This window comes from Stenotrophomonas sp. ISL-67 (assembly GCF_018612915.1).
Lineage (GTDB): Bacteria > Pseudomonadota > Gammaproteobacteria > Xanthomonadales > Xanthomonadaceae > Stenotrophomonas.
On sequence record NZ_JAGGRL010000007.1, the window covers coordinates 1 to 25,882 of the forward strand.

At 67.1% G+C, this 25,882-nt stretch carries 21 protein-coding genes and 1 tRNA gene; 13 read left to right on the top strand and 9 right to left on the bottom strand.

What is annotated here, in order from left to right; genetic code table 11:
* Positions 1 to 857: 857 nt before the first annotated feature.
* The 3 genes from J7J08_RS08840 to dtd form a co-directional block, all read right to left on the bottom strand.
* Positions 858 to 933 (bottom strand) — tRNA-Ile (locus tag J7J08_RS08840).
* A 775-nt stretch (positions 934 to 1,708) separates the two neighbouring features.
* Positions 1,709 to 3,559, bottom strand: coding sequence for an RNA polymerase sigma factor RpoD (gene rpoD, locus J7J08_RS08845; RefSeq protein WP_214904149.1), 1,851 nt, complete (start codon positions 3,557 to 3,559; stop codon positions 1,709 to 1,711).
* A gap of 89 nt (positions 3,560 to 3,648) precedes the next feature.
* The gene (gene dtd / locus J7J08_RS08850) at positions 3,649 to 4,089 is read right to left on the bottom strand and encodes a D-aminoacyl-tRNA deacylase (protein WP_214904152.1); all 441 of its coding nucleotides are present in this window, start codon (positions 4,087 to 4,089) and stop codon (positions 3,649 to 3,651) included.
* 72 nt (positions 4,090 to 4,161) lie between these two features.
* Between dtd and J7J08_RS08855 the strand changes: the two genes are divergently transcribed.
* The 4 genes from J7J08_RS08855 to J7J08_RS08870 all read left to right on the top strand — a co-directional run bounded on the left by J7J08_RS08855 (position 4,162) and on the right by J7J08_RS08870 (position 8,452).
* On the top strand, positions 4,162 to 5,079 hold the full coding sequence (locus tag J7J08_RS08855) for a lauroyl acyltransferase (protein ID WP_214904155.1): 918 nt from the start codon (positions 4,162 to 4,164) through the stop codon (positions 5,077 to 5,079).
* 80 nt (positions 5,080 to 5,159) lie between these two features.
* A complete protein-coding gene (gene ribA, locus J7J08_RS08860) occupies positions 5,160 to 6,296 on the top strand; it encodes a GTP cyclohydrolase II RibA (RefSeq protein WP_214904158.1) in 1,137 nt (378 codons plus the stop codon).
* Positions 6,297 to 6,383: 87 nt separating this feature from the next.
* Positions 6,384 to 6,905 carry a PH domain-containing protein gene (locus J7J08_RS08865; RefSeq protein ID WP_214904161.1) on the top strand — a complete coding sequence of 174 codons (522 nt, stop codon included), beginning with the start codon at positions 6,384 to 6,386 and terminating at the stop codon, positions 6,903 to 6,905.
* On the top strand, positions 6,902 to 8,452 hold the full coding sequence (locus J7J08_RS08870; RefSeq protein ID WP_214904164.1) for a PH domain-containing protein: 1,551 nt from the start codon (positions 6,902 to 6,904) through the stop codon (positions 8,450 to 8,452). Before J7J08_RS08865 ends, J7J08_RS08870 begins: the two co-directional genes overlap by 4 nt.
* Positions 8,453 to 8,666: 214 nt before the next feature.
* Here J7J08_RS08870 and J7J08_RS08875 read toward each other — a convergent pair whose 3' ends face one another.
* Positions 8,667 to 9,725 carry a CDP-glycerol glycerophosphotransferase family protein gene (locus J7J08_RS08875; RefSeq protein WP_214904613.1) on the bottom strand — a complete coding sequence of 353 codons (1,059 nt, stop codon included), beginning with the start codon at positions 9,723 to 9,725 and terminating at the stop codon, positions 8,667 to 8,669.
* On the opposite strand from J7J08_RS08875, the gene J7J08_RS08880 reads away from it, so the two are divergent.
* Positions 9,724 to 10,542: a glycosyltransferase family 2 protein gene (locus tag J7J08_RS08880; RefSeq protein ID WP_214904167.1), complete on the top strand. Its 819-nt coding sequence runs from the start codon at positions 9,724 to 9,726 to the stop codon at positions 10,540 to 10,542. The two genes, J7J08_RS08875 and J7J08_RS08880, sit on opposite strands and share 2 nt — an antisense overlap.
* An 18-nt stretch (positions 10,543 to 10,560) precedes the next feature.
* Positions 10,561 to 11,709, top strand: coding sequence for a glycosyltransferase (locus tag J7J08_RS08885; RefSeq protein ID WP_214904170.1), 1,149 nt, complete (start codon positions 10,561 to 10,563; stop codon positions 11,707 to 11,709).
* 45 nt (positions 11,710 to 11,754) lie between these two features.
* Here J7J08_RS08885 and J7J08_RS08890 read toward each other — a convergent pair whose 3' ends face one another.
* The 5 genes from J7J08_RS08890 to def form a co-directional block, all read right to left on the bottom strand.
* Positions 11,755 to 13,104, bottom strand: coding sequence for an O-antigen ligase family protein (locus J7J08_RS08890; protein WP_214904173.1), 1,350 nt, complete (start codon positions 13,102 to 13,104; stop codon positions 11,755 to 11,757).
* Between the two features lie 10 nt (positions 13,105 to 13,114).
* Positions 13,115 to 14,839, bottom strand: a complete 1,725-nt coding sequence (locus J7J08_RS08895) for a glycosyltransferase family 39 protein (RefSeq protein ID WP_214904176.1) — start codon at positions 14,837 to 14,839, stop codon at positions 13,115 to 13,117.
* Between the two features lie 24 nt (positions 14,840 to 14,863).
* Entirely contained in the window at positions 14,864 to 16,204 is a 1,341-nt protein-coding gene (gene rsmB / locus J7J08_RS08900) for a 16S rRNA (cytosine(967)-C(5))-methyltransferase RsmB (protein ID WP_214904179.1), read from the bottom strand.
* 1 nt (position 16,205) lies between these two features.
* Entirely contained in the window at positions 16,206 to 17,129 is a 924-nt protein-coding gene (gene fmt, locus J7J08_RS08905; RefSeq protein WP_214904183.1) for a methionyl-tRNA formyltransferase, read from the bottom strand.
* Between the two features lie 98 nt (positions 17,130 to 17,227).
* Complete coding sequence (gene def / locus J7J08_RS08910; RefSeq protein WP_214904186.1) at positions 17,228 to 17,740, bottom strand: peptide deformylase; 513 nt, start codon at positions 17,738 to 17,740, stop codon at positions 17,228 to 17,230.
* 125 nt (positions 17,741 to 17,865) lie between these two features.
* On the opposite strand from def, the gene J7J08_RS08915 reads away from it, so the two are divergent.
* From J7J08_RS08915 to J7J08_RS08945, 7 genes are all read left to right on the top strand, one after another.
* Positions 17,866 to 18,999, top strand: a complete 1,134-nt coding sequence (locus J7J08_RS08915) for a LysM peptidoglycan-binding domain-containing protein (RefSeq protein WP_214904189.1) — start codon at positions 17,866 to 17,868, stop codon at positions 18,997 to 18,999.
* A gap of 125 nt (positions 19,000 to 19,124) precedes the next feature.
* A complete protein-coding gene (dprA, locus tag J7J08_RS08920) occupies positions 19,125 to 20,264 on the top strand; it encodes a DNA-processing protein DprA (protein WP_214904191.1) in 1,140 nt (379 codons plus the stop codon).
* 42 nt (positions 20,265 to 20,306) lie between these two features.
* Positions 20,307 to 20,780, top strand: a complete 474-nt coding sequence (locus J7J08_RS08925) for a DUF494 family protein (protein ID WP_214904193.1) — start codon at positions 20,307 to 20,309, stop codon at positions 20,778 to 20,780.
* Positions 20,781 to 20,819: 39 nt separating this feature from the next.
* On the top strand, positions 20,820 to 21,581 hold the full coding sequence (locus J7J08_RS08930) for a pilin (RefSeq protein WP_214904195.1): 762 nt from the start codon (positions 20,820 to 20,822) through the stop codon (positions 21,579 to 21,581).
* A gap of 39 nt (positions 21,582 to 21,620) precedes the next feature.
* Positions 21,621 to 22,529 carry an RDD family protein gene (locus J7J08_RS08935; RefSeq protein WP_214904197.1) on the top strand — a complete coding sequence of 303 codons (909 nt, stop codon included), beginning with the start codon at positions 21,621 to 21,623 and terminating at the stop codon, positions 22,527 to 22,529.
* Between the two features lie 189 nt (positions 22,530 to 22,718).
* The gene (locus J7J08_RS08940) at positions 22,719 to 25,217 is read left to right on the top strand and encodes a DNA topoisomerase I (RefSeq protein ID WP_214904199.1); all 2,499 of its coding nucleotides are present in this window, start codon (positions 22,719 to 22,721) and stop codon (positions 25,215 to 25,217) included.
* 60 nt (positions 25,218 to 25,277) lie between these two features.
* Positions 25,278 to 25,838, top strand: a complete 561-nt coding sequence (locus J7J08_RS08945; RefSeq protein ID WP_214904201.1) for a Sua5/YciO/YrdC/YwlC family protein — start codon at positions 25,278 to 25,280, stop codon at positions 25,836 to 25,838.
* Positions 25,839 to 25,882: the final 44 nt, after the last annotated feature.

The following is a 25,882-nucleotide window of genomic DNA, read 5'->3' on the forward strand; positions in this document are numbered from 1 at the left end:
CGGAACCCTGGGCGATTCAACTTGGTAGTTGGGCGCCACTACAGCTATGACTGATCTTTGGGGTGCCATTTCGGCAACCGATTGGCATGCCACACCCTGCATGGTCGGCCGCGCAGCGGCCGAGGCTGATGTTGCGGCCGGCTCGGCCATCTTCTATGTACAGGGTGGGTCCACTCCAGCTCCAATGTGCCTTCCATGCTACGCAGTTCAGATACTGGACGATGGCTCTGAGCAGCCTATCGTCATTGTCCAGGCAGAGCTCGCGCAGCAGGGCACCATCTTGGGTGTACGGCCACTATCAGGGGGTAATGGCATCTGCATGCCTACGGACGTTCGGTTGCTTTCTGCCGGCTTCGGATCGCAGGCTGGCGCCTAACAGTTCAGTCAAGCCGAGCTTGCTTCTTGAGTTGGACTAATTCCAGAGTTGAACGTCCGCTTTTGGCCGAAAGCGGACTTTGAGCGCTGATCGCGCAACGAAGGTTGCCTTACGTGCCTCCCCGCTGGACTCGATCTTAGGCCGAAAGGGGATACCAAGCCGATGGGGTGCGCGCGTATGCGATCAAGCGTCATTAGGTGCAGCACACTTGGACCTGGCGATAAGCTGACCAATAGGCACCACCATCACTTGGAACCCTTCGGGCGCAGTTGTCGCCTAGCCGATACTCAGAGACTTCAGCACAAGTTGGCCGCAGCCGGCAAAATTGACTTTTACGGTCCATAAGTCGTTGAATCGTCTAGGGCCGCCAGCTTCGAGAGGCCTCAAACCGGCCAACTTGTGCTTTACGCTTTAGTATAAGTTGGCCGAAACGGCCAACTTATGCTTCCGCCCACACAGAGGCCTAAGCACCTGTTTTTTATGGTGGGCCCACCAGGATTCGAACCTGGAACCAAAGGATTATGAGTCCTCTGCTCTAACCGTTGAGCTATAGGCCCTGCGCGGTTGCACAGTGTAGTGGAGGCGAAGCGCGGCTTGCTACTGGGGCTGAGCGGAACACCGACCTTTCAACAACATGTGCGCTGCAGCAGCGCACCCCCCGAGGGCGATGGAGGCGCCAAGTACGGTTGTCAACGCTCCCTCAGCGACCCAGATCATGGCGGCTGATCTGGACGCAACCTCGAGCATGCAACACGCTGGGGCCATCAAACAAGGATTGTTACGAGGAAGCTGAACGCCCCTATCGCCCTGGTCCTGTGACTTCCGAAGAAGCCGCGAGGCAGAATTCTGTAGGCCTTCCGCGAGTCACCGCCCGCCTTAGCGTACTTTCATCGGCACTTGGGACAGGACCAGCTCTCCACCTCCCGATGTAGGGGTGGCGGCGTTCCAAGCTAGGGCATGTGGATTCCATCCCAGTAGACGCAGATCCCCTTGCATCTACAAAACCATTGATTCGTAGATGAAAAGATTCTTGCCTATAGATCTTGGACACATGCAGAAGGACGCCAAATGTTCGTGGAATAGTGCTGACGCAGCCGGCTTGGCAGCTTGAGAAGAGCGGCTGCGAAACGCGACACTCCAAGTAATCTTCGGTTGAGGTCATGCGTTACCGTGCCGTTGGGCGACGTCGGCGGTCGTTTGGGAATCGACCCTACCCCGTGTTCGGTTCCCGAGTCATGTTCCATGCCACGGCGCGCGGCCGTATCGAGGCAAAAGCGCCATAAAAAAACCCCGCCGAAGCGGGGTTTTTCAATCAACGCACCAGCGCTGGAATCAATCGATATCCAGGAAGCTGCGCAGCTGCTCCGAGCGGCTCGGGTGACGCAGCTTGCGCAGCGCCTTGGCTTCGATCTGGCGGATGCGCTCGCGGGTGACGTCGAACTGCTTGCCCACTTCCTCGAGGGTGTGGTCGGTGTTCATGTCGATGCCGAAGCGCATGCGCAGCACCTTGGCTTCCCTCGGGGTGAGGCCGGCCAGCACGTCGCGCACGGTTTCAGACAGGTTGATGTTGGTGGTGTTCTCGATCGGCGACTCCACGTTGGTGTCCTCGATGAAGTCGCCCAGATGGGAATCCTCGTCGTCGCCGATCGGGGTTTCCATCGAGATCGGCTCCTTGGCGATCTTCATCACCTTGCGGATCTTGTCTTCCGGCATGTCCATTTCCTTGGCCAGCTCCTCCGGCGTGGCCTCGCGACCGTACTGCTGGAGCATCTGGCGGGAAATGCGGTTCAACTTGTTGATCGTTTCGATCATGTGCACCGGAATACGGATGGTGCGCGCCTGGTCGGCGATCGAACGGGTGATGGCCTGGCGGATCCACCAGGTCGCATACGTGGAGAACTTGTAACCACGGCGGTATTCGAACTTGTCCACGGCCTTCATCAGGCCGATGTTGCCTTCCTGGATCAGGTCGAGGAACTGCAGGCCGCGGTTGGTGTACTTCTTGGCAATGGAGATCACCAGGCGCAGGTTGGCTTCGACCATTTCCTTCTTGGCCTTGCGCGCCTTGGCTTCGCCGTAAGCCATGGCCCGGCTGATTTCCTTCAGCTCATCCAGCTCCAGCGAGGTGGTCTTCTCGATGTCGATGGTGGACTGCTGTTCGGCAATGATCTGGTCCTTGACGTCACGCAGCGCCGACGACCACTTCTGCTTGCGCTTGAGTGCGTCTTCCACCCATTCCAGGTTGGTCTGGTTGCCTTCCCACGAACGGATGAAATCCTTGCGCGGCATGCGGGCGGTGACGGTGGCCAGGTTCAGCACGCGGCGCTCGTGGCCCTTGATGTCGGCCATCACGTCGCGCAGCTGCTTGACCAGCACGTCGGTCAGCGGCAACGGCAGCTTCAGGGTGACGAACACGGCAGCCATGTCGTCGCGCAGCTTGGTCAGCGGCTTGCGGTCGGCCTTGGTGGCCGCCTTCTTGAAGGCAGCGTAGGCAGCCGCCAGCTCGCCCATGCGGCGCGCGACCTCTTCCGGGTCCGGACCGGTCGGGCCGGCTTCTTCTTCGTCGCCGTCGTCTTCGTCTTCGTCGGCGTCGTCGGCGTCGTCGGCATCGTCGCTGGTGTCTTCAGCCACGACCGGGGCCGGGACTTCTTCCACCAGGTCGTTGAAACCGACGATCACTTCGGCCAGGCGCTTCTTGCCTTCCTTGTGCGCTTCGTAATCGGACAGCAGCGATTCGACCGACACCGGGAAGGTGCCGAGTGCGGCTTGGACCTGGCCCAGGCCTTCTTCGATACGCTTGGCGATGGCGATTTCGCCTTCGCGGGTCAACAGCTCGACGGTACCCATTTCGCGCATGTACATGCGCACCGGGTCGGTGGTTCGACCACCTTCGGTGTCGAGCGCGCTCAGCGCGGCGGCAGCTTCTTCGGCCGCGGTGTCATCGACTTCGCGGTTACCGGTGTTGCCGTCGTTGAGCAGCAGGGTTTCGGCATCGGGCGCCACTTCATGGACATCAATGCCCATGCCGTTGATCATGCCGATGATGTCTTCGATCTGCTCCGGGTCGACAATGTCGTCGGGCAGGTGGTCATTGACTTCGGCGTAGGTCAGGTAGCCCTGTTCCAGGCCCTTGCTGATCAGAAGCTTGATGTCGTTTTGCTGGGCAGGACGTTCGTTGGCCATGTAGTGCTCGCGCCACCGGCAGGGATGAGGAATAGAACCTAGCATTATACCAGCCCAGCGACCTTCGGGCCCGGGCGGTGGTCCCGGGGTCAGGGTCTGAGCAGGAAGGTCACCGGACCATCGTTGATCAGGTTGACAACCATATGGGCGCCAAACCGCCCGGTTTCCACCCCTGAAACGTGTTTTTGACGACAGATCTCCACCAATCTGTTGAATCCACGTTCAGCCTCGTGAGGCGGCGCTGCGGTACTGAAACCCGGGCGCATCCCGCTGGCCGTGTCTGCCGCGAGGGTGAACTGGCTCACCAGCAGCAGACCGCCCCCCGTCTCCCCCAGGGATCGGTTCATTTTTCCGCTCTCATCTGCAAACACACGGTAACCCAGCAGGCGATCGGCCATCCGCCGGATGTGGGCTTCGGTATCGCCCGGCTCCATGCCCACCAGGGCCAGCAGGCCCGGGCCGATCTGGCCGACCACGACCTCGTCCACGCTGACGCTGGCCTGGGTGACGCGCTGGATGAGAACGAGCATGGCGGGGCATTCCGGGATGAACAAGCGCCTACCTTAGGGGTTGGGTGCGCGCACCGGCTAGACTTTGCCCCGATGAAACCGCAAACCACCGCCCGCCTGGCCTACCGCGCCGCTGCCTTGTTCACCCGCCTGCCGTGGTCCTGGCTGCGCGCCTTCGCCCATGCCCTGGCCTGGCTGTGGGTGGCCGTGAACGCCCGCGAGAGCCGGGTCACCCGGCGCAACCTGGAGCTGGCCTACCCGGCGCTGTCGGCCGAGGCCCGCGCCCGCCTGCACCGGGAGGTGCTGCGCTCGACCGCCCTGCAGGCGGTGGAAACCCTGCGCTTGTGGACACGCCCGCGCGACCAGAACCTTGCCCTGCTCATCGATCGCCATGGTGAGGCGCTGTACGACGCGGCACTGGCCAACGGCAAGGGCGTGATCGTGGCCGCCCCGCATTACGGCAACTGGGAACTGCTCAACCAATGGCTGGCCTCGCGCGGGCCGATCGCCATTGTCTACAAGGCACCCGACGAAGCGGTGGGCGACGAATTCCTGCAGCTGGTCCGCGGCGGCGACAACGTACAACAGGTCCGGGCCGAAGGGCCGGCGGTGCGCCAGCTGTTCAAGGTGCTCAAGGACGGGGGTGCCACCGGCATCCTGCCGGACCAGCAGCCCAAGGCCGGCGATGGTGTGTTCGCCCCGTTCTTCGGGGTGGAAGCGCTGACCATGACCCTGGTCAACCGGCTGGCCGAGCGCACCGGGGCCACGGTGCTGTACGGTTGGTGCGAACGCACCGGGCCGGGCATGCGGTTCGCCCTGCACATCACGCCGGCCGACGCCGCCGTGGCCGATCCTGACCCGCGCACGGCCGCCAGTGCGCTCAACGCCGGAATCGAGGCGATCGCCCGCCGCGATCCGGCCCAGTACCAGTGGACCTACAAGCGCTACACGCTGCGCCCGCCGCACAGCGACGAAGTGGATCCATACGCCACCAAGGAACATCCTCACTAAGCGCCGCCGCACCGAGTGCGACGCTGCGTCGCACCGGCCACGATTGAATCGGCGCCTTCCGACCCCACTGTGAAACCACGATGTCCCCCACGGCCCCAGCCATGTCCCCAGTTGCTTCTTCCCCGTTCGGCGATCCGGCCGCGATCCGCTGCGAGCGCGCGGTAGCCGAGCTGCGCGCCGGCCGCCCGGTGGTGATAGATGACGGCCACGGCCAGCGCCTGGCCTTCATCGCCCTGGACAGCAGCACGCGCAGCAGCTACACCGCCTTTGCCGAGGCGGCCGCCGGGCAGCATTACCTGTTCCTGACCGCCACCCGCGCGCGGGTGCTGGGCGTGGCCGCCGAAGACGGTGCGCGCCTACCGCTGGCCGGCGTCGATTTCGATGCCCTGCCCTCGCTGAGCTACCTGCGCGATGCCGAGCCGATGCCGGCCGGCTGGACCGCCGGGCAGGCGCTGGATGAGGGCGCAGTGGAAATCGCGCGACTGGGCCTGCTGCTGCCGGCCATGGTCGGCGTGCTGCTGGTGCCGGGCGATGCCCGCTTCGACAGCTGCGCGCAGGTGTCGCTGTGCGACCTGGCCCAGGGCGCCGAGCAGGCCGCCCATGCCTACGAGCTGGTGGCCCGTTCGCCGGTGCCGCTGCGCGAGGTGGGCATGACCGAATTTGCCGTGTTCCGCGGCGGCGTGGCCCAGCGCGACCAGGTGGCGATCATCGTGGGCAACCCGGATCTTGCCGGGGTGGTGCCGGTACGCGTGCACTCCTCGTGCCTGACCGGTGACCTGTTCGGCTCGCTCAAGTGCGACTGCGGCGACCAGCTGCGGCGTGGCCTGCGCAAGCTCAAGGAACTGGGCGGCGGCGTGCTGCTGTACCTCGACCAGGAAGGCCGCGGCACCGGCATTGCAGCGAAGATGCGCGCCTACGGCTACCAGCACGATGGACTGGACACGATCGATGCCGATGCGCAGCTGGGCTTCGGCGCCGACGAGCGCCGCTATGGCAGCGCAGCGGCAATGCTGCAAGGCCTGGGCGTGCAGCGGGTGCAGCTGCTGAGCAACAACCCGACCAAGGCACAGCGCCTGCGCCATGCCGGGATCGAGGTGGTGGACTGCGTGCCGGTGACCGGTGACATCACGGCCGAGAACGAGTACTACCTGCGCACCAAGGCCGAACGCGCCGGCCACCTGCTGGACGTGGATGCCCTGATCCAGGCCGCGCAATAGCGCGTGCCAACCTGCTACCGTCTTCGCGACGGGCGCAGCCGACCTGATGCGGACGCCCTGCACGTTTCCTCCTGCCGAGCGCCTGCCTTGTCCGACCCGTCTCCTACCCCCTTGCCGACCCCGCCACCCCTGCCCGACCAGGGCCAGTGGCAGCCGCTGCCGCTGCGCGCGGCCACCATTGCCGGCGTGGCCGGTGCCATCACCGGCGCGATCCTGATCGGTGGCGTACTGGGCACGTTGTGGGTGGTGTTGGAGATGCCGATGCGCTGGCTCGGCGCGGTGGCGATGCTGCTGCCCGGGGCGCTGATCGGCGGCTTCTTCGGGTTCCGCCGGCAGCGCCGTACCTGGTGGCGGCTGGATGCACAGGGACTGGGCGTACGTCGCGACCTCATGTGGCAGCTGGAAACCCGGGTGCCGCTCTCGCGCGTGCAGCACCTGGACCTGCGCCGTGGCCCGATCGAGCGCACCGCACACTTGTCCACGCTGGTGGTGCACACCGCCGGCAGCCGCTTCAGTGCGGTGTCACTGGCTGGGCTGGACCAGGCCGATGCCGAGCGTCTGCGCGATACGCTGGGCCGCCAGCTGGACCAGGACGACGACGCCCTGTGAGCACGCCCCTGGCCGATGACGCGACCGACCAGCGCCTGCATCCCTGGTCGTGGCTGTTCGTGCTGCTGGCACAGCTGCGCCAGTTCCTGCTGCCGCTGGTGGCACTGGTGGTGTTCGGCGGTCGTGGCGACAGCGACAGCGAGGAGATGTGGTCCAACCTGGCCGCGCTGGTGGTGATCGTGGTGCTGGTGGCCGTGTCGATCCTGCAGTACCTCACCTTCCACTATCAGATCGGCCGCGATGCGATCAGCGTTCGCAGCGGGGTGATTTCGCGCAACCGCCGCGAGATCCCGTTCGCACGCATCCACAACGTGGTGGTCCACCAGAACCCGTTGCACCGGCTGTTCGGCGTGGCCGAGCTGCGCCTGGAATCGGCCGGGGGCAATCGGCCCGAGGCGGAAATGCGCGTGCTGCGGCTGGACCAGGCATTGGCGTTGGAGCAACTGGTGCGCCAGCGCGGGCAACAGACCGCGGCAGGGGGAGCGACCGACGCTCACGCCACGCCGGCCAATGCCGCTGTCAGCACCGGGGCCGCCATACCGACCGATGAAGTACTCCTGCAACTGGGCACCGCCGATGTGGTGCGCATCGGGCTGCTGTCCAATCGCGGCTGGGTGGTGGTACTGGCCGCGATCGGTGCGGCATACCAGCTGTTCCCGCGCGGTGCGGTCGACGACGCCATTGAACACGGCGGCCGCCAGGCCTTCGGCTACGCCAGCAACCTGCACCCGGCCACCTGGGTCTGGGTGCTGGCCGCGCTGGTGATGGTGGCGGGCTTCTGGGTGCTGCTGCGGGTGTTGTCGGTGATGATGGCGCTGCTGCGTTACCACGACTTCCGGCTGACCGAACACGAGCGCCGCCTCACCGTGGCCAGCGGGCTGCTCACGCGCATGCGCACCAGCGTGGCGCGGCGGCGGATCCAGGCCTGGACGTTGCGCGAAACCGCGGTGCAGCGCTGGTTCCGGCGCCGTCATCTGCGCATCGATATCGCCGCCGGGGTTTCAACCGATGGCGAGCGTCGCGACCTGCGGGAGCTGGCGCCGCTGGCAACGCCCGACGCGTGCGACGCATTGGTGCAGCACCTGCTGCCGCAGCTGCAGTGGCCCCCGGCCCAGTGGCGCGCGGTGCCGCAGCGCGGCTGGTGGCGGCTGTGCCTGTGGGGGTTGGTGGTCGTGCCGCTGCTCGCCGTGGGTGCGGTCTGGGAGGTGGGGCCGTGGGGCGCGCTGGTGCTGGCGTGGTTGCCGTGGTCGGCATTCCACGCGTACCGCACGATGGCGCGCATGGGTTACCACCTGGATGCGCGGTACGTGGCCGTGCGCGGCGGCTGGTGGCAGCGCTGGTGGCGGTTTGCCGAGCTGGACAAGCTGCAGGCCCTGCGCCTGGGCCGCTCGCCGCTGGACCGGTGGCTGGGAACCGCCAGCGTGTGGCTGGATACGGCCGGGGCCAGCGGCAGCATTGCGTTGTGCCTTCGGTACCTGCCGGAGGCCGAGGCACGGGCGGTGTTTGAGCGGTTGAATGGTGCATTGGCGGTGCGCGGGCTTCGGTGAGGTTCCGTGGGACACGCATGGCTCGTTTACGTGCACAGGATCATGGCTTTGACACGCATGGCGGTTTACGTACGCAGGATCATGGCTTTGACACGCATGGCGGTTTACGTGCACAGGATCATGGCTTTGACACGCATGGCGTGTCACTACGATCCTTGGTCGCTCGGTTCTGTAGCGACACGCCGTGCGTGTCCCACGCGGTGCCGGTAACCCATCAGCGCCGCGACGGGCCCCAATACCCCAGGTCCCTGCGGATCTGCACGCCGCGCGTCCACGCGCCGAATGGCTTGCGCTTCAGCGTGCCCATCTCCCCGGCCAGGAAATCCTCGGTCGCGGTGATCACCCGCTCGCTGGAACGCCCATCGCGCCACGGGTGGATGTCATCGGCATAGCGGCAGATCCCGGCCATCAACGCCGCCTCGGGATGCAGCGCGCGCGCCAGCATCGCCGGCAGCTGGGCCGCATCGTCGAAGTCGATCATGTGCGGCTGCGGCACGCGGTTGCGGAAGGTCACCACCGGTTTGTGCTGCACCACGAACTCGGACACGATCGAAGACGTATCGGACACCAGCACATCGGCGGCACGCTGCGCCGCCATCACCTGCTCCGGCTCGATGAAGGCGGCATTCGCCCCGGCCAGCGCGCGGTACCGCGCGAACAGCTCCGGCGGGCACTTGGGGTGCAGGGTCAGCAGCCAGTAGTGCCCGCCCCGGGCGATGTCGGCGGCGATCTGCTCGACCAGGTGCGGGGCCGCGCTCAGGCGCTCGGTGAAGGTGGAACCGAACAGGATCACCGGCCGCCCCCGTGCCGGCGCGCGCAGCGCCGCGCTGGCGCCGCCGTCGTCGAGGAACAGCGGGTCCAGCTTGGGCCAGCCGGTTTCGGCCACGGCGAAATGGCCCTCGCGCGCGGCCAGCTCACGGAACGGGGTGGTGGTGGCCGGACCCTGCGTGCAGTACAGGTCGAACAGCCCACGCACGCGGAAATGGCCGCGGGCGCTGTCGCGCTTCTGCACGTTGAAGCCATGGAAGACCTGCACCTTGGCCCCGGCGATGAACGGCGGCACCCAGTTGGCCGCGCTGAACACCGCGCGCGGACGCAGCGCCAGCGCCTGCTGCAGGCCTACGTTGGGCACGCCTGGCAGGCTGGCCCCAGCCGCTCCGTCGGCGAACCACGCCGACACCGTTTGACCGGACGCGTGCAACGCCTGGGCCAAGGGGGCGAGAATAGGCAGCGCATAACGCTCCGTCGCAAACAGCAGGTACTCGGCCATCATGTCCTCCACGACCGCTCCCGTTGAACGGCCTCGCATCTCGGCCTGCATTATCGCGTTCAATGAAGCCGACCGCATCGGCGACTGCCTGGCCTCCCTGGCCTTCTGCGATGACGTGATCGTCGTGGACTCGTACTCCACCGATGCCACGGTAGCGATCGCCACGGCGGCCGGGGCGCGGGTACTGCAGCGGTCGTTCGATGGCTTCCGCAGCCAGAAGGCGTTCTGCGTGGAGCAGGCCGCGCACCACTGGGTCCTGTGCCTGGATGCCGATGAGCGGATCAGTGATGACCTGCGCGCGGCAATCCTGGCGGCCCAGGCCGGCGGCTTCGCCGATCACCACGGCTACCGCTTCGCCAGGCTGTCGGAATACTTCGGCAAGTTCCTGCGCCATGGCAATGCGTATCCGGACCGGGTGCTGCGGCTGTTCGACCGCCGCCACGGCGGCTGGCGGGGCCAACGCGAGATCCACGAGGCGGCCAGCGTCGAGGGCAGCGTGGGCACCCTGCGCGGCGATCTCATCCATTACCCCTACCGCTCGCTCGAGCAGCAGCTGGCCAAGACCCAGCGCTATGCGCGGATGATGGCCGAGCACGAGTTCGCGCGCGGCAAGCGCGCCACGCTGGCCAAGCTGGTGCTGGCCCCGGCGTGGCGGTTCTGGCGGGGGCTGCTGCTGCGCGGTGGCTTCCGCGACGGCTGGCACGGGCTGGTGTATGCCTACGTGCGCGCCAACTACGTGCGCCAGAAGACCATCATGCTGTGGATGCTGCAGCACGGGCAGCCGGTCAGCGACCCGCCACGGCGCGGCGACGCCCCCTGACTTTCACCGAAGGCCACCATGAAGATCCTCTACACCAACTTCCACGCCGGTGACGGCGGCGGTCACACCACTTACCTGGCCTCGCTGGCCCGTGCGCTGAGCCCGCGCCACCAGCTGTTCATGGCCGCCCCGGCCGGCAGCCGGGTGCTGCGGGTGATGCGCCAGGAGCGCATCGCCGAACCAGTGGAGATCGCCTTCAGCAGCAGCCTGGCCACGCTCGGGCGGCAATGGGCGGACCTGCGCACCCTGCGCGGCCTGATCCGCGAGCACGCCATCGACATCGTGCACGCCAACGGCGCGCGCGATCACCGCGTGGCGATGGAGGCCGTGGCCGGACTGCCGAAGCGGCCCAAGCTGGTGTTCACCAAGCACAACAGCAAGTCCAGCAACACGTTCGGCAATACAGTACGCGCGCGCTGGGGCACCGACCGGGTGATCGCCGTGTCCGAGCACACCCGGCAGATGTTGCTGGACAGCCCCTACCGGCGATGCCCGATCGATGTGGTGCGCAACGGCGTGGACCTGCAGCGGTTCGCGCCGGTTGCGGCAGCCGAAGGCGCGGCGCTGCGCGCGCGCTGGACACTCGATCCGGAGGCACTGGTGCTGGTGAGCAACGCCGGCACCGATGGCCACAAGGGCTGGATCGACCTGGCCCGCGCCATCGCCACCCTGCCCGAGCCGCTGCGCGGCAAGGTGCACATGGCCGTGGCCGGGCGCGAGCCGGACCCGCGCCTGGTGGCCGAAGTGAGTCAGCTTGGGATGGCCGGGCAGGTGCATTTTGCCGGGCTGCTGGAAGACATCCGCCCGTTGGTGGCCAGTGGCGATGCGGGTTTCGTGTTGTCCTACGATGTGGAAACCATTTCGTTTGCCTGCCGCGAAATGATGGCAATGGGCAAGCCAGTGATGGTGAGTGATTACGCTGGTTTGCCTGAGAACATCACGCACGGGCGCAACGGGTGGATCGTGCCGGTGCGGGATGTGGCGGCCATTGCGGCGCAAGTGGTGGCGCTGTATGAACAACGCGGCGATCTGGCGCGGATCGGGCTGGCTGCGCGTGAGCACGCCGTTGAGGCGTTTGGGTTGGAGACCTTCAGTGGGTTGACTGAGGCTTCCTATGAAGCGGTGTTGCGTGGAACTGAAGGTTCCCTGCGAAAGGCAGCGGACTGACCGTCCGCTCTACCGTCCGTTCTACCGTGCACGGTACCGCCTGCCCTAGCGTTCTTCGGTGCGCAGGCGCAGGGGGTCGGAGAGGGCCAGGAAGAAGGCGATCCAGGTGGCGTAGAACGAGGCGGTGCGCATGTCGCGGAACATCATTTCGGTCAGGCCGAATACCGCGAAGCCCACGCAGATCATCAGGCCCGCGCCGGCGAACAGGCGCATGGGCCGGTCGGTCACGCCCAGCCGCAGGCGCTTTGCGAATACCCAGCCCGGCGCGATGTACAGCAGTACCAGGCCCAGGCCGCCCAGCACTCCGTAGGTAGCCAGGAAGTACAACAGGTCGTTGTGGGTTTCACCGAAATCGCGCGCCACGGTCGGGGTGACCTGCTTGGCCTCGGCCAGTTGCGCCAGCTCCTCGCGGAAACGGTCGCCACCGCCCACGCCGAACATCGGCTCGCTGCGGATCATGTGGCCGGCGGCGCTCCACAGCTGCAGGCGGATGCACACCGAGGTATCGGACAGATGCGCCACCTGGCACTGGTCGAACTCGCTCACCCCCAGGTGGATGCGCTGGCGCATCGAGGCGTCGCTGGCCACGATGATGCCGGCCACGCCCAGCAGCAGGGCAGCGGCCAGCACCTTGAAACGGTTCATGCGCCGCCCCTGGACCAGCAGGGCGATGAACAGGAAGAAGGGAATGGCCAGCAACCCGCCGCGGGTCTGGGTGGCCAGGAAGGCACCAATACCGGCGATGCCGGTGACCAGCTTTAGCGCGAACTCGGTGCGGCGGAAACGGGTGATCCGCAGGCCCAGCAGCAGGAAGGCAATGACCGAGAACAGCAGGGTCAGGTCGCCATAGGTGACGGCATTGAACTGCCGGGTCTGCGGCCGCGCGCCGGTGCTCAGTACCAGCCAGGCCACGTTGATCACCGCATACCAGATGCCGCCCAGCAGGCCGAACGCGGCATGGGCCAGGATACGGCGCGGCATGCGCAGCGCGGCGGCCAGGATCAGGCCCACGGTCAGCAGGCGCACGGCCTTCTCGACCTCGGATCCTTTCCAGATGCCGTGCACGACCAGGCTGGTCAGCACCCCCACCAGCATCACCGCCATCCCCAGCACCAGCCACAGGTACTCGCGGCGGTTGTCGCACCAGGTCGTACCGACCGGCGGGCGCCGCACCCAGGCCAGCGTGATGAAGCTGAGCAGTACCAATCCGTAATAGCCCGCGCTGCCGCCATCCATCGTCGACATCAACAGCACCGGCGAAAGACCAAGCGCCACCGTGAACATCCACGCCAGGACAGGGTTGACGCCGGCAGGACGGGAAAGCGTGTTGTTCACATTCAATGCGGTTCGGGCGGAGCGGTCGGCATTGTCGCTGATCGGCCAGGAATGATCCATGAGCGTACGGCTAGTCCTCGCCGTCTTCCTTGCCCTGCTCCCGGCGGATCCGGGCCAGGTCCACCGCGCTGGGCTGGCAGGGTCCGATGAAGGCGCGCGCGGGCACCAGCCACCAGCCGCGCCGGTTGGCCACGCCTACCCGTTCGGCCTGTGAGCGGTCCACGCAGGCCAGCAGCGCATCCTGCTGCACCAGCAGCCAGCGCCGCTCCGGCGCGTGCGCCTGCCATGCCCTGCCATCCTGCAGTTGCAGGTACCAGCGACGCTTGAAGCCAAAGGTGCGCACCGGCCGGTCGGACATGAGCAGGTTCTGCTCTTTCCAGCCCACCAGGCCCAGCTCGGCATCGGCGCCGATACGCTCACCCGCCTGGTGCATCAGCCCGCGCGCGGAACTGGAATCATTGAACAGCCGATAGCCGACCAACCCGTAGGCCACCCACGCCATGGCCAGGATCGACACCACCGCCAGGTGGAAACGGCGCCGCCCGCTGAAGGCCAGGCTGACCACGCCCCAGCCGCCCAGCGCGATGCCGATCCAGCCCAGCGCGGCGGTCACCGAGGAATCGATCCCGCGTTCGAGGATCAGCCTGCGTTCGAATCCGGGCTCGCCCCCCAGCATCGCCACGCCTGCCCCCAGCAGCGCCACGGTCAGCAGCGCGGCGAATCCGCCCAGCACCCATTGCACGTCACGCCGGCGCAGCAGGCCCGGCAGCAGCGGTGCCAGCGCCAGGCAGAACATCGGCAGCGCCGGCAGGATGTAGACGTCGCGTTTGCCATGCGGAATGGAGAAGAACAGCACGATCAGCAGCCACCAGCCGAGCAGCAGCAGGTAGCGCGGGTCGCGTCGGCGCAGGCGCCGCCACCAGGCCGGAATGGCCCAGGGCACCAGCAGGAAGGCCGGGATCCACATCGAGGGCATGGTGGCCAGGAAGTACCACCACGGTTGGTGGTGATCCCAGGACTGCGCGTAACGCTTGGCGGTCTGCCGGAACAGGATGTCGTTCATGTAGGCGCGGTACTCGGCCGAGCCGCTGCCGGTGGCGGCCAGCACCATCGGCACCAGCCACATGGCAATGGCCAGCACGAAGGCCAACGGGCCGGCCCAGAGCCGCCAGTCGCGCAGGTCAAGGCGCACGCGCGGCCAGCCCATGGCCACGGCAGCCAGCGCAGGCAGCAGCATCAGCAGCGCCAGTACGCCCACGCCTTTGGTGATCACCCCCAGGCCAGCGGCAAACCAGCCCAACCACCACCAGCGCCAGGCCGGCCCGCACAGCAGGTGGCGCAGCAGGCCGTAGTTGGCCAAGGTGATGAAAAACACGACCAACGGGTCGATCTGGGCCTTCTTGGCCTGGAAGGTGAAGTGCACGGCGAACAGCAGCGCCCAGGCGGCATACAGGCCCACCTTGCGCGTCCACAGCCGGCGGCCCAGGTCGTACACGCAGGCCAGCGTGCCCAGCGCCGCCAGCAGGGTGGGCAGCAGGAACGCCACCCGCCAATCGCGCAGCAGCGTGTACAGCGCGGCCTGCAGCCACATCAGCATCGGTGGCTTGTCCGAGTAGAGCTCGGTGCCCCGGTGCGGGAACAACCAGTCACCGCTCAGCACCATCTGCTTGGCCACCAGCGCAAAGCGCGGCTCATCCGACGGCCACGGGTCGCGCATGCCCAACCCGGCCCCCAATACCAGCAGGGCCATCAGCGCAAGCAACCAGAATTCCCGGGATTCGCGTGTTTTCAGCATGGGCGCGATTCTAGCGGTGCCGTGTTACCCCTTCTTTAGCAGACGCGCATAGAAGAAACCGTCAGCACCGTGTTCGCCGGGCAGGCGCTGGCGGCCGGCCCAGGAATCATGACCGTATGCGTCACCCAGTGGCAGGAACCCCGCGCGTGGCGTGCGTTGCAGGAAGGCTTCGACCTGGAACTGGTTTTCTTCGCGAAGGATCGAGCATGTCGCATACAGCAGCGTGCCGCCGGGGGCGAGCATGCCGAAGCAGGCATCCAGCAGGCGCGCCTGCAGGGCCACCAACGCCGTGATGTCGGTGCTGCGGCGGTGCAGCAGCACGTCCGGCTGGCGGCGGATGATGCCGGTGGCAGAACACGGGGCGTCGAGCAGGATCACATCGAACGGCTGCCCGTCCCACCAGCTGGCCGGCTCGGTGGCATCGGCCGCACGCACCTGGGCGTGTTCGCCCACGCCGGTGCGCGCGAAGGTTTCACTGATGCGCTTGAGCCGGCGCGCATCGATGTCCAGCGCCAGCAGGCGCAGGCTGGGGTCGCGTTCGAGCAGGTGCGCGGACTTTCCCCCCGGGGCGGCGCAGGCATCCAATACCCGCGCGCCCGTGGGCACGGCCAGCGCATCGGCAACCTGCTGCGCCGACAGGTCCTGCACCGACAACGCGCCGTCGGCGAAACCGGGCAGCGTGGACACCGCCACCGGTACCGACAGGCAGATCGCGTCGCTGCCCAGCGCGGACGCCTCGGCGGCGATGCCGGCCGCGTCCAGCTTTTCCAGCATGGCCTCGCGGCTGCCGTGCTGGCGGTTGACCCGCAGCCACAACGGCGCCGGCTGCAGGCTGGCGCTGAAGATGGCGTCGGCCTGGTCGGGCCAGTCCTGTTCGATCTGTTCGGCCATCCACTGCGGGAACGCGTCACGCGCCGGCAGCGGCGGAATGCCGTCACGCTGGGCGCGGCGCAGCAGCGCGTTGACCATGCCGGCCTGGCGCTCGCGACCCATTGCGCGTGCGGCTTCGACCGTGGCCGAGAGTGCGGCATGCGCCGGCAGGTCCAGCGCGTCGAGCTGGGCGAAGCCCACCAGCAGCAGCGCGCGCAGTTCGTCCTCGCGCACACTCAGCGGGCGCTGCATCCACTGGGCCAGCGCGGCGTCGTAGGCGGTACGCCGGCGCAGCACGGCAAAGCACAGGGCTTCAAGCAGGGCGCGGTCACGGCTGTCGTCCAGGCTGGGCAACGCGGTGGCCAGTTCGGCCTTGAGCGAGCGGCCACGACCGATCACCTGGGCCAGTACCCGCGCGGCGAGCACGCGGGTGGGTACGCCCGGCGCCATGGCGGAAAGGGAGTGGGACGGCTTGGTCTGGCGGGGCTGGGCCATCTCAGTTGCCCACGACCAGGTCGCGGCGGGCATTGAGATAGTCCGCCGCGGTGATCGCCTTGCCGCCCTCGCGCTGCAGCACGCGCAGGCGCAGGGCGCCCTGGCCGCAGGCAATGTCGATGCCGTCGCGGCCAGCGGCCAGCAGGGTGCCCGGGGACCTGCCCTGGTTGTCGGCAAGCGCCACGGCCCCGTGGATGCGCACGCGCTCCCCGGCCAGCTGGGCTTCGGCGATCGGCCACGGGTTGAAGGCGCGCACGGTGCGCTCCAGCACCTGCGCATCCTGCGACCAGTCCAGCCGGGCTTCGGCCTTGTCCAGCTTGTGTGCGTAGGTCACGCCCTGCTCCGGCTGCGGCTGGGCGATCGGCTTGAGACCGGCGCGCAGCAGGCCCAGGCCATCGGACAGCACCTGCGCGCCCAGCTCGGCCAGGCGGTCGTGCAGCGAGCCGCCCAGCTCACCCGCCTGGATCGGGGTGTGCTGGCGCAGCAGCACCGGGCCGGTGTCCAGCCCGGCTTCCATCTGCATCAGGCACACGCCGGTTTCGCCATCGCCCGCCTGGATGGCGCGCTGGATCGGCGCGGCACCCCGCCAGCGCGGCAGCAGCGAGGCATGCACGTTCCAGCAGCCGTGGGTGGGGATGGCCAGCACCGCCTTGGGCAGGATCAGCCCGTAAGCCACCACCACCATCAGGTCCGGCTGCAGGTCGCGCAGCTGCTGCTGGGCCTCGGCAGTCTTCAGCGACTCGGGCTGGAACACCGGAATGCCACGGGCGATCGCCTCCAGCTTCACCGGCGAGGGCATCAGCCCACGGCCACGGCCGGCCGGGCGGTCCGGCTGGGTGTACACGCCCACCACCTCATGGTGGCGCGCGGCGGCGCGCAGCGAGGCGACGGCGAACTCAGGCGTACCGGCAAAGACAATCTTCATGGCGCTCCCACTTGCAGAAAGAAAAACGGCGCCGGGGCACGGCGCCGAACAACCGGTCGCGGGGCGCGGGCTGGCCGCGCGCCACGTCCGTGGCCAGGTCAGGCAACGTGCTTGCGCTGCTTGGCCAGTTTCTTGCGGACCATCTCGCGCTTGAGCGGGGAGAGGTAATCGATGAACAGCTTGCCGTCCAGGTGGTCCATCTCATGCTGCACGCAGACCGCCAGCAGGCCGTCGGTGGTCAGTTCCTGGGCCGCGCCCTGGCGGTCCAGGAAGCGCACGGTGATGGTGTCGGCACGGGTGACGTCGGCAAAGATGCCCGGCACCGACAGGCAGCCTTCCTGGTAGACCTGGCCACCTTCGCTGGTGACGATCTCCGGGTTGATGAACACCTGCGGGGTGTCCTTGGCTTCGCTGACGTCGATGACCATGAAGCGCTTGTGGACGTCGACCTGGGACGCGGCCAGCCCGATCCCGGGGGCCTCGTACATCGTCTGGAACATGTTGTCGATCAGTTCCTGGAAAGCCGGGGTGGTCACTTCGGCGGCCTCGACCAGCGCCGCCTTGGTGCGCAGGCGCGGGTCCGGGAACTCGAGAATGGGCAGGATAGCCATGGCAAATACCGTTTGGGGGCGCCCTTATAGCGGCGTACGTCGCAATTCTATCGCCAACGCTTGCCTTGCGCCCCGGTTTCTGGACTATAGTGATCGAACCTGTTGGGGAATCAGGCACCACACCTATGTTTGAAAGAACTCGTACGGTCGTCGCCGTCGCGATGCTGACCGTCGCTACCTATGCTACTGCCGTTGAAGTGAATGGCGGGCACCCGGAAACCTACGTCGTCCAGAAGGGCGATACCTTGTGGGATATTTCCGCGCGCTTCCTTGAAAAGCCATGGCTGTGGCCGGAAATCTGGCAGGCCAATCCACAGGTCAAGAACCCGCACCTGATCTACCCGGGTGATGTGTTGAGCCTGGCCTACCTGGACCGCGTCGTGGCCCAGCCCGGCCCGCGCCAGGAAGCGCCGATCAACGCGATCCCGCTCAGCCAGGTCGAACCCTTCCTGAAGCAGCTCAGCGTGGTGGACGAGATCGACTCGCTGCCCTACGTGGTTGCCCTGGAAGACAACCGCCTGCGCGCCACCACCGGCCAGACCGCCTACGTGCGCGGGCTGGAGGGGGCTGCGGTAGGCCAGCGCTGGGCCGTGGTCCGACCGACCGTGCGCTACTCGCTGCCCAAGCCGACCGAGGATCTGACCGCCAACGGGGATGTCACCCCGGGCAGCGGCAACCTCTGGAAGAACTTCGTGGCCGCGCCGAGCAAGCGCAACGAGATGCTGGGCTACGAGCTGGCCCAGCTGAACGTGGGCACGGTGGTGAAGGTGCAGGACGGCACGTCCGAGGTCACGTCCATCGCGCTGCAGGGCCGTACCGACGGGCGTGAAGTCCGTGCCGGCGACCGTCTGGTGCCGGTGGAAGCCACCCCGTACGACCTGCAGTTCTTCCCGCACGCACCCGCTGCCCAGACCGAAGGCCTGGACATCCGCGTGCTGGCCGTGACGGACATGTACCTGGCCGGCGGCCCGCGCGATGTCATCGCGATCTCGGCCGGCAGCGCCAACGGCATCGACAACGGGACCGTGGTCTCGCTGTGGCGCCAGGGGCGGCATGTGGCGCATCGCATGAAGTACCCGAACTCCTCGCGCATGGACGACTCGCTCACCCCCGGTGCCGGCCGCGTCTCCCTGCCCGATGAGTACGCTGCCCACGCGATGGTGTTCCGCACCTTTGACAAGGTCAGCTATGCGCTGGTGATGCAGGGCGTGAAGCCGGTTCTGGTCGGCTATTCGGCCAAGCACCCCGACGCGCAATAAGCGCACGGGGCGGCAACGCCGGCCCCGCACGCGGTTTGTACCGACCGTTGGCCGGTACAAACCCCGACCCAACACCACGACGGCGCCCTAGGGCGCCGTCGTTGCATGCGGGCTAGCCTGACCCGATGCCCGATGACCTGCCCTGCTCCACCGAGGCGCTGTTGCGCCTGGTCCTGGCCGGTGGCGCGGCCGGTCCGCGCCGCACCCTGCTGGCGCGTTTCAGCGACCCGGCCCAGGCCCTGCGCGCCGGCCCGGCCGCATGGCGCGCAGCCGGCTGCAGTCCGGAACAACGGGCCCTACTGGCGCTGCCTGACCGCGATGCGCTCGGTCGCGGGCTGCAGTGGTTGTCGCAGCCCGACCGGCACCTGCTGTCGGTCGAAGCCGATGATTACCCCACCCTGCTGCACCCGCTGGACCCGGCGCCGCTGGCGCTGTTCGTGCACGGCGACCCGGCCGCGCTCTGGCACCCCGGGGTGGCCGTGGTCGGCAGCCGCACCCCTTCACCCACGGGTGCCGAGCTGGCCGCCGAGTTTGCAGGCGCCCTGGCCCGCAGTGGCCTGGGCGTGGTCAGCGGGCTGGCCGCCGGGGTCGATGCGCGGGCCCACCAGGCTGCACTGGCGGTACCCGGCGGGCGCACCGTGGCGGTGGTGGCCACCGGCCTGGACCTCACCTACCCGCCCCGGCACGAGGCGCTGCAGGCGCGCATCGCCGAGCAGGGCGCAGTGGTCAGCGAGTACCCGCCCGGCACTGCGGCGCGCCCGGGCCAGTTCCCGGCCCGCAACCGGATCGTGGCCGGCCTGACCCTGGGCACGCTGGTGATCGAGGCGGCGGCCCGCTCCGGGGCCTTGATCACGGCCCGGTTGGCAGCGGAAATCGGGCGTGAGGTGTTCGCGCTGCCGGGCTCGGTGCGCAATCCGCGCGCACGCGGCTGCCACCGGCTGATCCGCGACGGCGCCCAGCTGGTGGAAACGCCGGCCGAAGTTGTCGCCGGGCTGACCGGGGCGGCGGCCAGCCTGGGCCAGGCCTTGCGTTGGCGCCTGGACGCCCCCACTGAACAGGCACGGTCAGCGCCCGGCGGCGCCCCACCCTTCCCCCTTCCCGACTACCAGCGCTTGTGGAACGTGCTGGACGAAAACCCAACGGGTATGGATTCCTTGATCCAGCGCAGCGGATTGACGGCGGACCAGCTGTCGGCCATGCTGCTGATCATGGAACTGGATGGAAAGGTGGTCGCCAACCATGGCCGCTACTGTCGAAAACCCTAGTTTCTTCACCTCCACAGCGTCGTTGACGCAGGCCGAGGGGCAATGAAAGAGAGCATTCTGGATGTCCTGCTGTACCTGTTCGAACACTATTTCAGCGAAGACGCGGATATCGTCCGCGACCGCGACTCACTCCAGAACGGCCTGATACAGGCTGGCTTCAGCCCCACCGAAATCAATAAAGCCTTCGATTGGCTGGACGCCCTGGCCGAACAGCGCCCGGCCGTGACCCTGGCCCGCGTCGATGGCCCCGTCCGCATTTTCCATGGCCCGGAGCTGGACAAGCTTGATGTGGAAGGGCGTGGCTTCCTGATGTTCCTGGAACAGCACGGCATTCTGGATGCCAACCAACGCGAGCTGGTGCTGGACCGTGCCATGGCGCTGGACCAGGACGAACTGGACCTGGACGACCTCAAGTGGGTAGTGCTGATGGTGCTGTTCAACCAGCCCGGCGCCGAGGCTGCCTACGCCTGGATGGAAACCCAGATGTTCGTGGACGAACCGGAACCCCTTCACTGACCGTACACTGGGTGTCGTGCGCATTCAGGGGGAATGGAAGTGAACCAGTGGTTCTATGCAGAAGGAAACCGTCAGCAGCGCGGGCCGCTGGCGTCTGAGGAGTTGATCGCGCTGTACCAGTCCAGCCGCATTGCGCTGGATACACTGGTCTGGCGCGACGGCCTGGCGCAGTGGCAACCGCTGCACAGCCTGGCCGATGAGATCGGGTTGGTGGTCGCACCGCCGCCGGCATCCGATGCGGGCCAGGCGGCAGCCCAGGTCACCGGGCCGGTCGCCCCCACCCCGCCGCGCATCCCGGGATTCGACACCCCCGCGCCGCGCCCGTCGGCCGCGCCACCGTCCTACAGCCCCTCCGTCCCGCAGCCGAAGAAGACCTCCGGCTGCCTGGTGATCGGCCTGGTCGTGGGGGTGGTCATGCTGGGTATCGTGGCCATCCTGGCGGCGATTGCGATCCCCGCCTACCAGGACTACGTCACGCGAGCCAAGCTCGCCAACGCAGTGGGCATCCTGTCGCCGTTGAAATCAAACGTGGCCGCGTTTGCCCAGGACAACCATCGTTGCCCGGTCAACGGTGACGACGGCTTCCCTGCCCCCGGTGCCTACGCCACCGAAGGCGTGGGTGCGGTGCGCATCGGCCGCTTCGGCGAGGGCAAATGCGGCGTGGAAATCGAATTCTCGATGCCCGGCAAGCGTGCCGTGGACGGCAGGATGCTGTGGTACGAGTACGACACTGCGAACCAGGAATGGAGCTGCAGCAGCGATGCCGACAGCAAGTACGTGCCGGCACAGTGCCGCAGTTGAGCAGCACTTCAATTTACGGATGAAAAGAGGAAGCAAGCAATGACCGAGTGGTATTACGCCGACGGCCAGGACCGCCAGGGTCCGTTTCTGGTCGAAGAGCTGCGCCAGCGTTTCCAGCGCGGGGAAATCAGCCTGACCACCCTGGTCTGGCGCGAAGGCTACCCGCAGTGGAAGCCGGTCTCCGAAGCGGTGGAGGAACTGCAGCTGCAGAAGCTGACCAGCGCCACGGAAAACCTGGGCAGCGGCTTCGACCTGCGCGGGGATTACACGGCCATCGACAACGGCACCGCGCCGCTGCCCGGTACCGGTGGCGGCACCTATTCGCCGTACACCGCGTCCACGGCCGCCGGCAGCTACGGCTCGGCGGTGGTCGGCGGTGGCGAGGTCGTCTACGCCGGGTTCTGGAAGCGCTATGCGGCGTACTTCCTCGACTCGATCGTGGTGGCCATCATCAACGTCCCGGTCAGCCTGGTGTTCAACCTGATCGGCGCGGCCAGCGGCAACGAAAGCCTGGCCGTGGCGTTGAGCCTGGTGGCGATGCTGGGCAGCCTCATCATCGGCATCGGCTACTACGCCGGCTTCCATGCCTCGCGCGGCGGCGCCACGCTGGGCAAGATGGCCGTGGGCATCAAGGTGGTGCGTAGCAATGGCGAGCGGATCACCTTCCTGCGTGGCGTTGGCCGCTACTTCGGCTTCATCCTGAGCAGCCTGACCCTGCTGATCGGCTTCATCATGGCCGCCTTCACCGAGCGCAAGCAGGCGTTGCACGACATGCTGTGCGACACCCTGGTGGTGGACAAGTGGGCCTTCACCGAGAATGCGCAGTTCCAGGAGCATGGACTGGGCACGGTCACCATCGTGATCCTGGTCATCAGCGGCATCCTGACCGTGGCCATGATCGGCCTGGCAATCGCCATGTTCGGGGTCATCGCCGCGTCCATGTCCTGACCGGCCCTCACACCGGGCCGCTTGACACAGGCGGCTCCGGCGTGATTCCTCTAGCAGGCGCGAAACCTGAACGCCCGGCGCATACCCGGGCGTTCAGCATATGGAAATCGACGGCTGCCCTTCACTAATGCGGCCATTTGCTCCACCCTAGCGCCCTCCCCCGGGCTGCTGCCCACAGAAATCAACGACATGCCCAAGCACCTGCTCATCGTCGAATCGCCCGCCAAGGCCAAGACGATCAACAAATACCTCGGCAAGGACTACACCGTCCTGGCCTCGTATGGGCATGTGCGCGACCTGGTTCCCAAGGAAGGTGCGGTCGACCCCGACAACAACTTCGCGATGCGCTACGACCTGATCGAGAAGAACGAGAAGCACGTCGATGCCATCGCCAAGGCTGCCAAGGGCGCCGACGACATCTTCCTGGCGACCGATCCGGATCGCGAGGGTGAAGCGATCAGCTGGCACATCGCCGAAATCCTGAAGGAGCGTGGGCTGGTCAAGGACAAGCCGATGCAGCGGGTGGTCTTCACCGAGATCACCCCGCGCGCGATCAAGGAGGCCATGAGCCAGCCGCGCGCCATCGCCAGCGACCTGGTCGACGCCCAGCAGGCGCGCCGTGCGCTGGATTACCTGGTCGGCTTCAACCTGTCCCCGGTGCTGTGGCGCAAGGTCCAGCGTGGCCTGTCCGCCGGCCGCGTGCAGAGCCCGGCGCTGCGCATGATCGTCGAGCGCGAGGAGGAGATCGAAGCCTTCATCGCCCGCGAATACTGGAGCATCGATGCCGCCTGCGCGCATCCCTCGCAGCCGTTCAATGCCCGCCTGATCAAGCTGGACGGGCAGAAGTTCGAACAGTTCACCGTGACCGACGGCGACACCGCCGAGGCTGCGCGCCTGCGCATCCAGCAGGCCGCGCAGGGCAACCTGCATGTCACCGACGTGGCCAGCAAGGAGCGCAAGCGCCGCCCGGCCGCGCCGTTCACCACCTCCACGCTGCAGCAGGAGGCCTCGCGCAAGCTCGGTTTCACCACGCGCAAGACCATGCAGGTGGCGCAGAAGCTGTATGAAGGCGTGGCGATCGGCGACGAAGGCACGGTCGGCCTGATCTCGTACATGCGTACCGACTCGGTGAACCTGTCCCAGGACGCGCTGGCCGAGATCCGCGACGTGATCGCCCGCGATTACGGCATTGCCGCGCTGCCGGACAAGCCCAACACCTACCAGACCAAGTCCAAGAACGCCCAGGAAGCGCATGAAGCGGTGCGCCCCACTGCAGCGCTGCGCACCCCGGCGTCGGTTGCGCGCTACCTCACCGATGACGAGCGCAAGCTGTACGAGCTGATCTGGAAGCGTGCCGTGGCCAGCCAGATGATTCCGGCCACGCTCAACACCGTCAGCGTGGACCTGTCGGCCGGCAGCGAGCACGTGTTCCGCGCCAGCGGCACCACCGTGGTGGTGCCCGGCTTCCTGGCCGTGTACGAGGAAGGCAAGGACAACAAGAGCGCCGAGGATGACGACGAAGGCCGCAAGCTGCCGGCGATGAAGCCGGGCGACCGCGTGCCGCTGGACCGCATCGTGGCCGAACAGCACTTCACCCAGCCGCCGCCGCGCTTCACTGAAGCGGCGCTGGTGAAGGCGCTGGAAGAATATGGCATCGGCCGTCCGTCGACCTATTCGTCGATCATCCAGACCCTGCTGTTCCGCAAGTACGTGGAAATGGAAGGCCGCAGCTTCCGCCCCTCCGACGTGGGCCGTGCGGTGTCCAAGTTCCTGTCCAGCCACTTCACCCAGTACGTGGACTACGACTTCACCGCCAAGCTCGAAGACGAGCTTGATGCGGTGTCGCGTGGCGAAGAAGACTGGATTCCGTTGATGGCCCGTTTCTGGGAACCGTTCAACAAGCTGGTGGAAGAAAAGAAGGAATCGGTCGACCGCGCCGAGGCCAGTGGCGCGCGCGAGCTCGGCACCGACCCCAAGACCGGCAAGCCGGTCAGCGTGCGGCTGGGCCGCTTCGGGCCGTATGCCGCCATCGGCAGCACCGCCGAGGACGCCGAGGACAAGCCGAAGTTCGCCTCGCTGCGCCCCGGCCAGTCGATGCACACCATCCGCCTGGAAGACGCGCTGGAGCTGTTCCTGATGCCGCGCGCGCTGGGTGAGGACAAGGGTGAGGATGTCAGCGTGGGCATCGGCCGTTTCGGTCCGTTCGCCAAGCGCGGCAGCACTTATGCCTCGCTGAAGAAGGAAGACGACCCCTACACCATCGATCTGGCCCGTGCGGTGTTCCTGATCGAGGAAAAGGAAGAGATCGCCCGCAACCGCATCATCAAGGAATTCGACGGCAGCGAGATCCAGGTACTGAACGGCCGCTTCGGCCCGTACCTGAGCGACGGCAAGATGAACGGCAAGATCCCGAAGGACCGTGAGCCGGCCTCGCTGACCCTGGCCGAAGTGCAGCAGTTGATGGAAGAAACCGGCAAGCCGGTGCGCAAGGGCTTCGGCAAGAAGGCCGCCAAGAAGGTCGTGGCCAAAAAGGCCCCGGCAAAAAAGGCGGCGGTGAAGAAGGAGCCGGCGGTCAAAAAGGCGGCCGTCAAAAAGGCGGCTGCGAAAAAGGCACCCGCAAAAAAGGCGGCGGCAAAAAAAGCCGCCACCAAAAAGACAGCCGCAAAGAAAGCCGTCAAGAAGGCCTGAGGCCGGTAGCGCCCGACCGTTGGTCGGGCGGGAACACGACGCAATGGAACGTTCGTCACCATGAATGAACTCACCGTCGACTCCGCCTCCCCTGCGCTTCGCTCCGGCGGCGTGATCGCCTATCCCACCGAAGCGGTCTGGGGCCTGGGCTGCGATCCTGCGAACGAGTCGGCGGTGTTGAAGCTGCTGCGGCTCAAGCAGCGTCCGGTCGAGAAGGGCATGATCCTGGTCGCTGCCGACCTGGCCCAGCTGGAAGGCTGGGTGTGTGTGGACGCGCTGCCCCCGGCGCGCAAGGCCGAGGTGTTGGCCAGCTGGCCGGGCGCGCATACCTGGATCCTGCCGGCCGGCCCCCGTGCGCCGCGCTGGATCACCGGGGAACACACCGGCATTGCCGTGCGGATCAGCGCCCACCCGCTGGTGGCGGCGCTGTGCCGCGCCTGGGGTGGGCCGCTGGTGTCCACCAGCGCCAACCTGGCGGGGCAGCCGCCGGCGCGCAGCCGCGCCGAACTGGACCCGGACCTGCTGCGCCACCTGGATGGGCTGGTCGAGGGCGCCACCGGCGGCCTGGAGCAGCCCACCCCGATCCGCGATGCCCTTACCGGCAAGGTCCTGCGTACCTGACGCGCCTTCGTGCTTTTGCGTGCGTGCCGGCAAAGCCGCACACT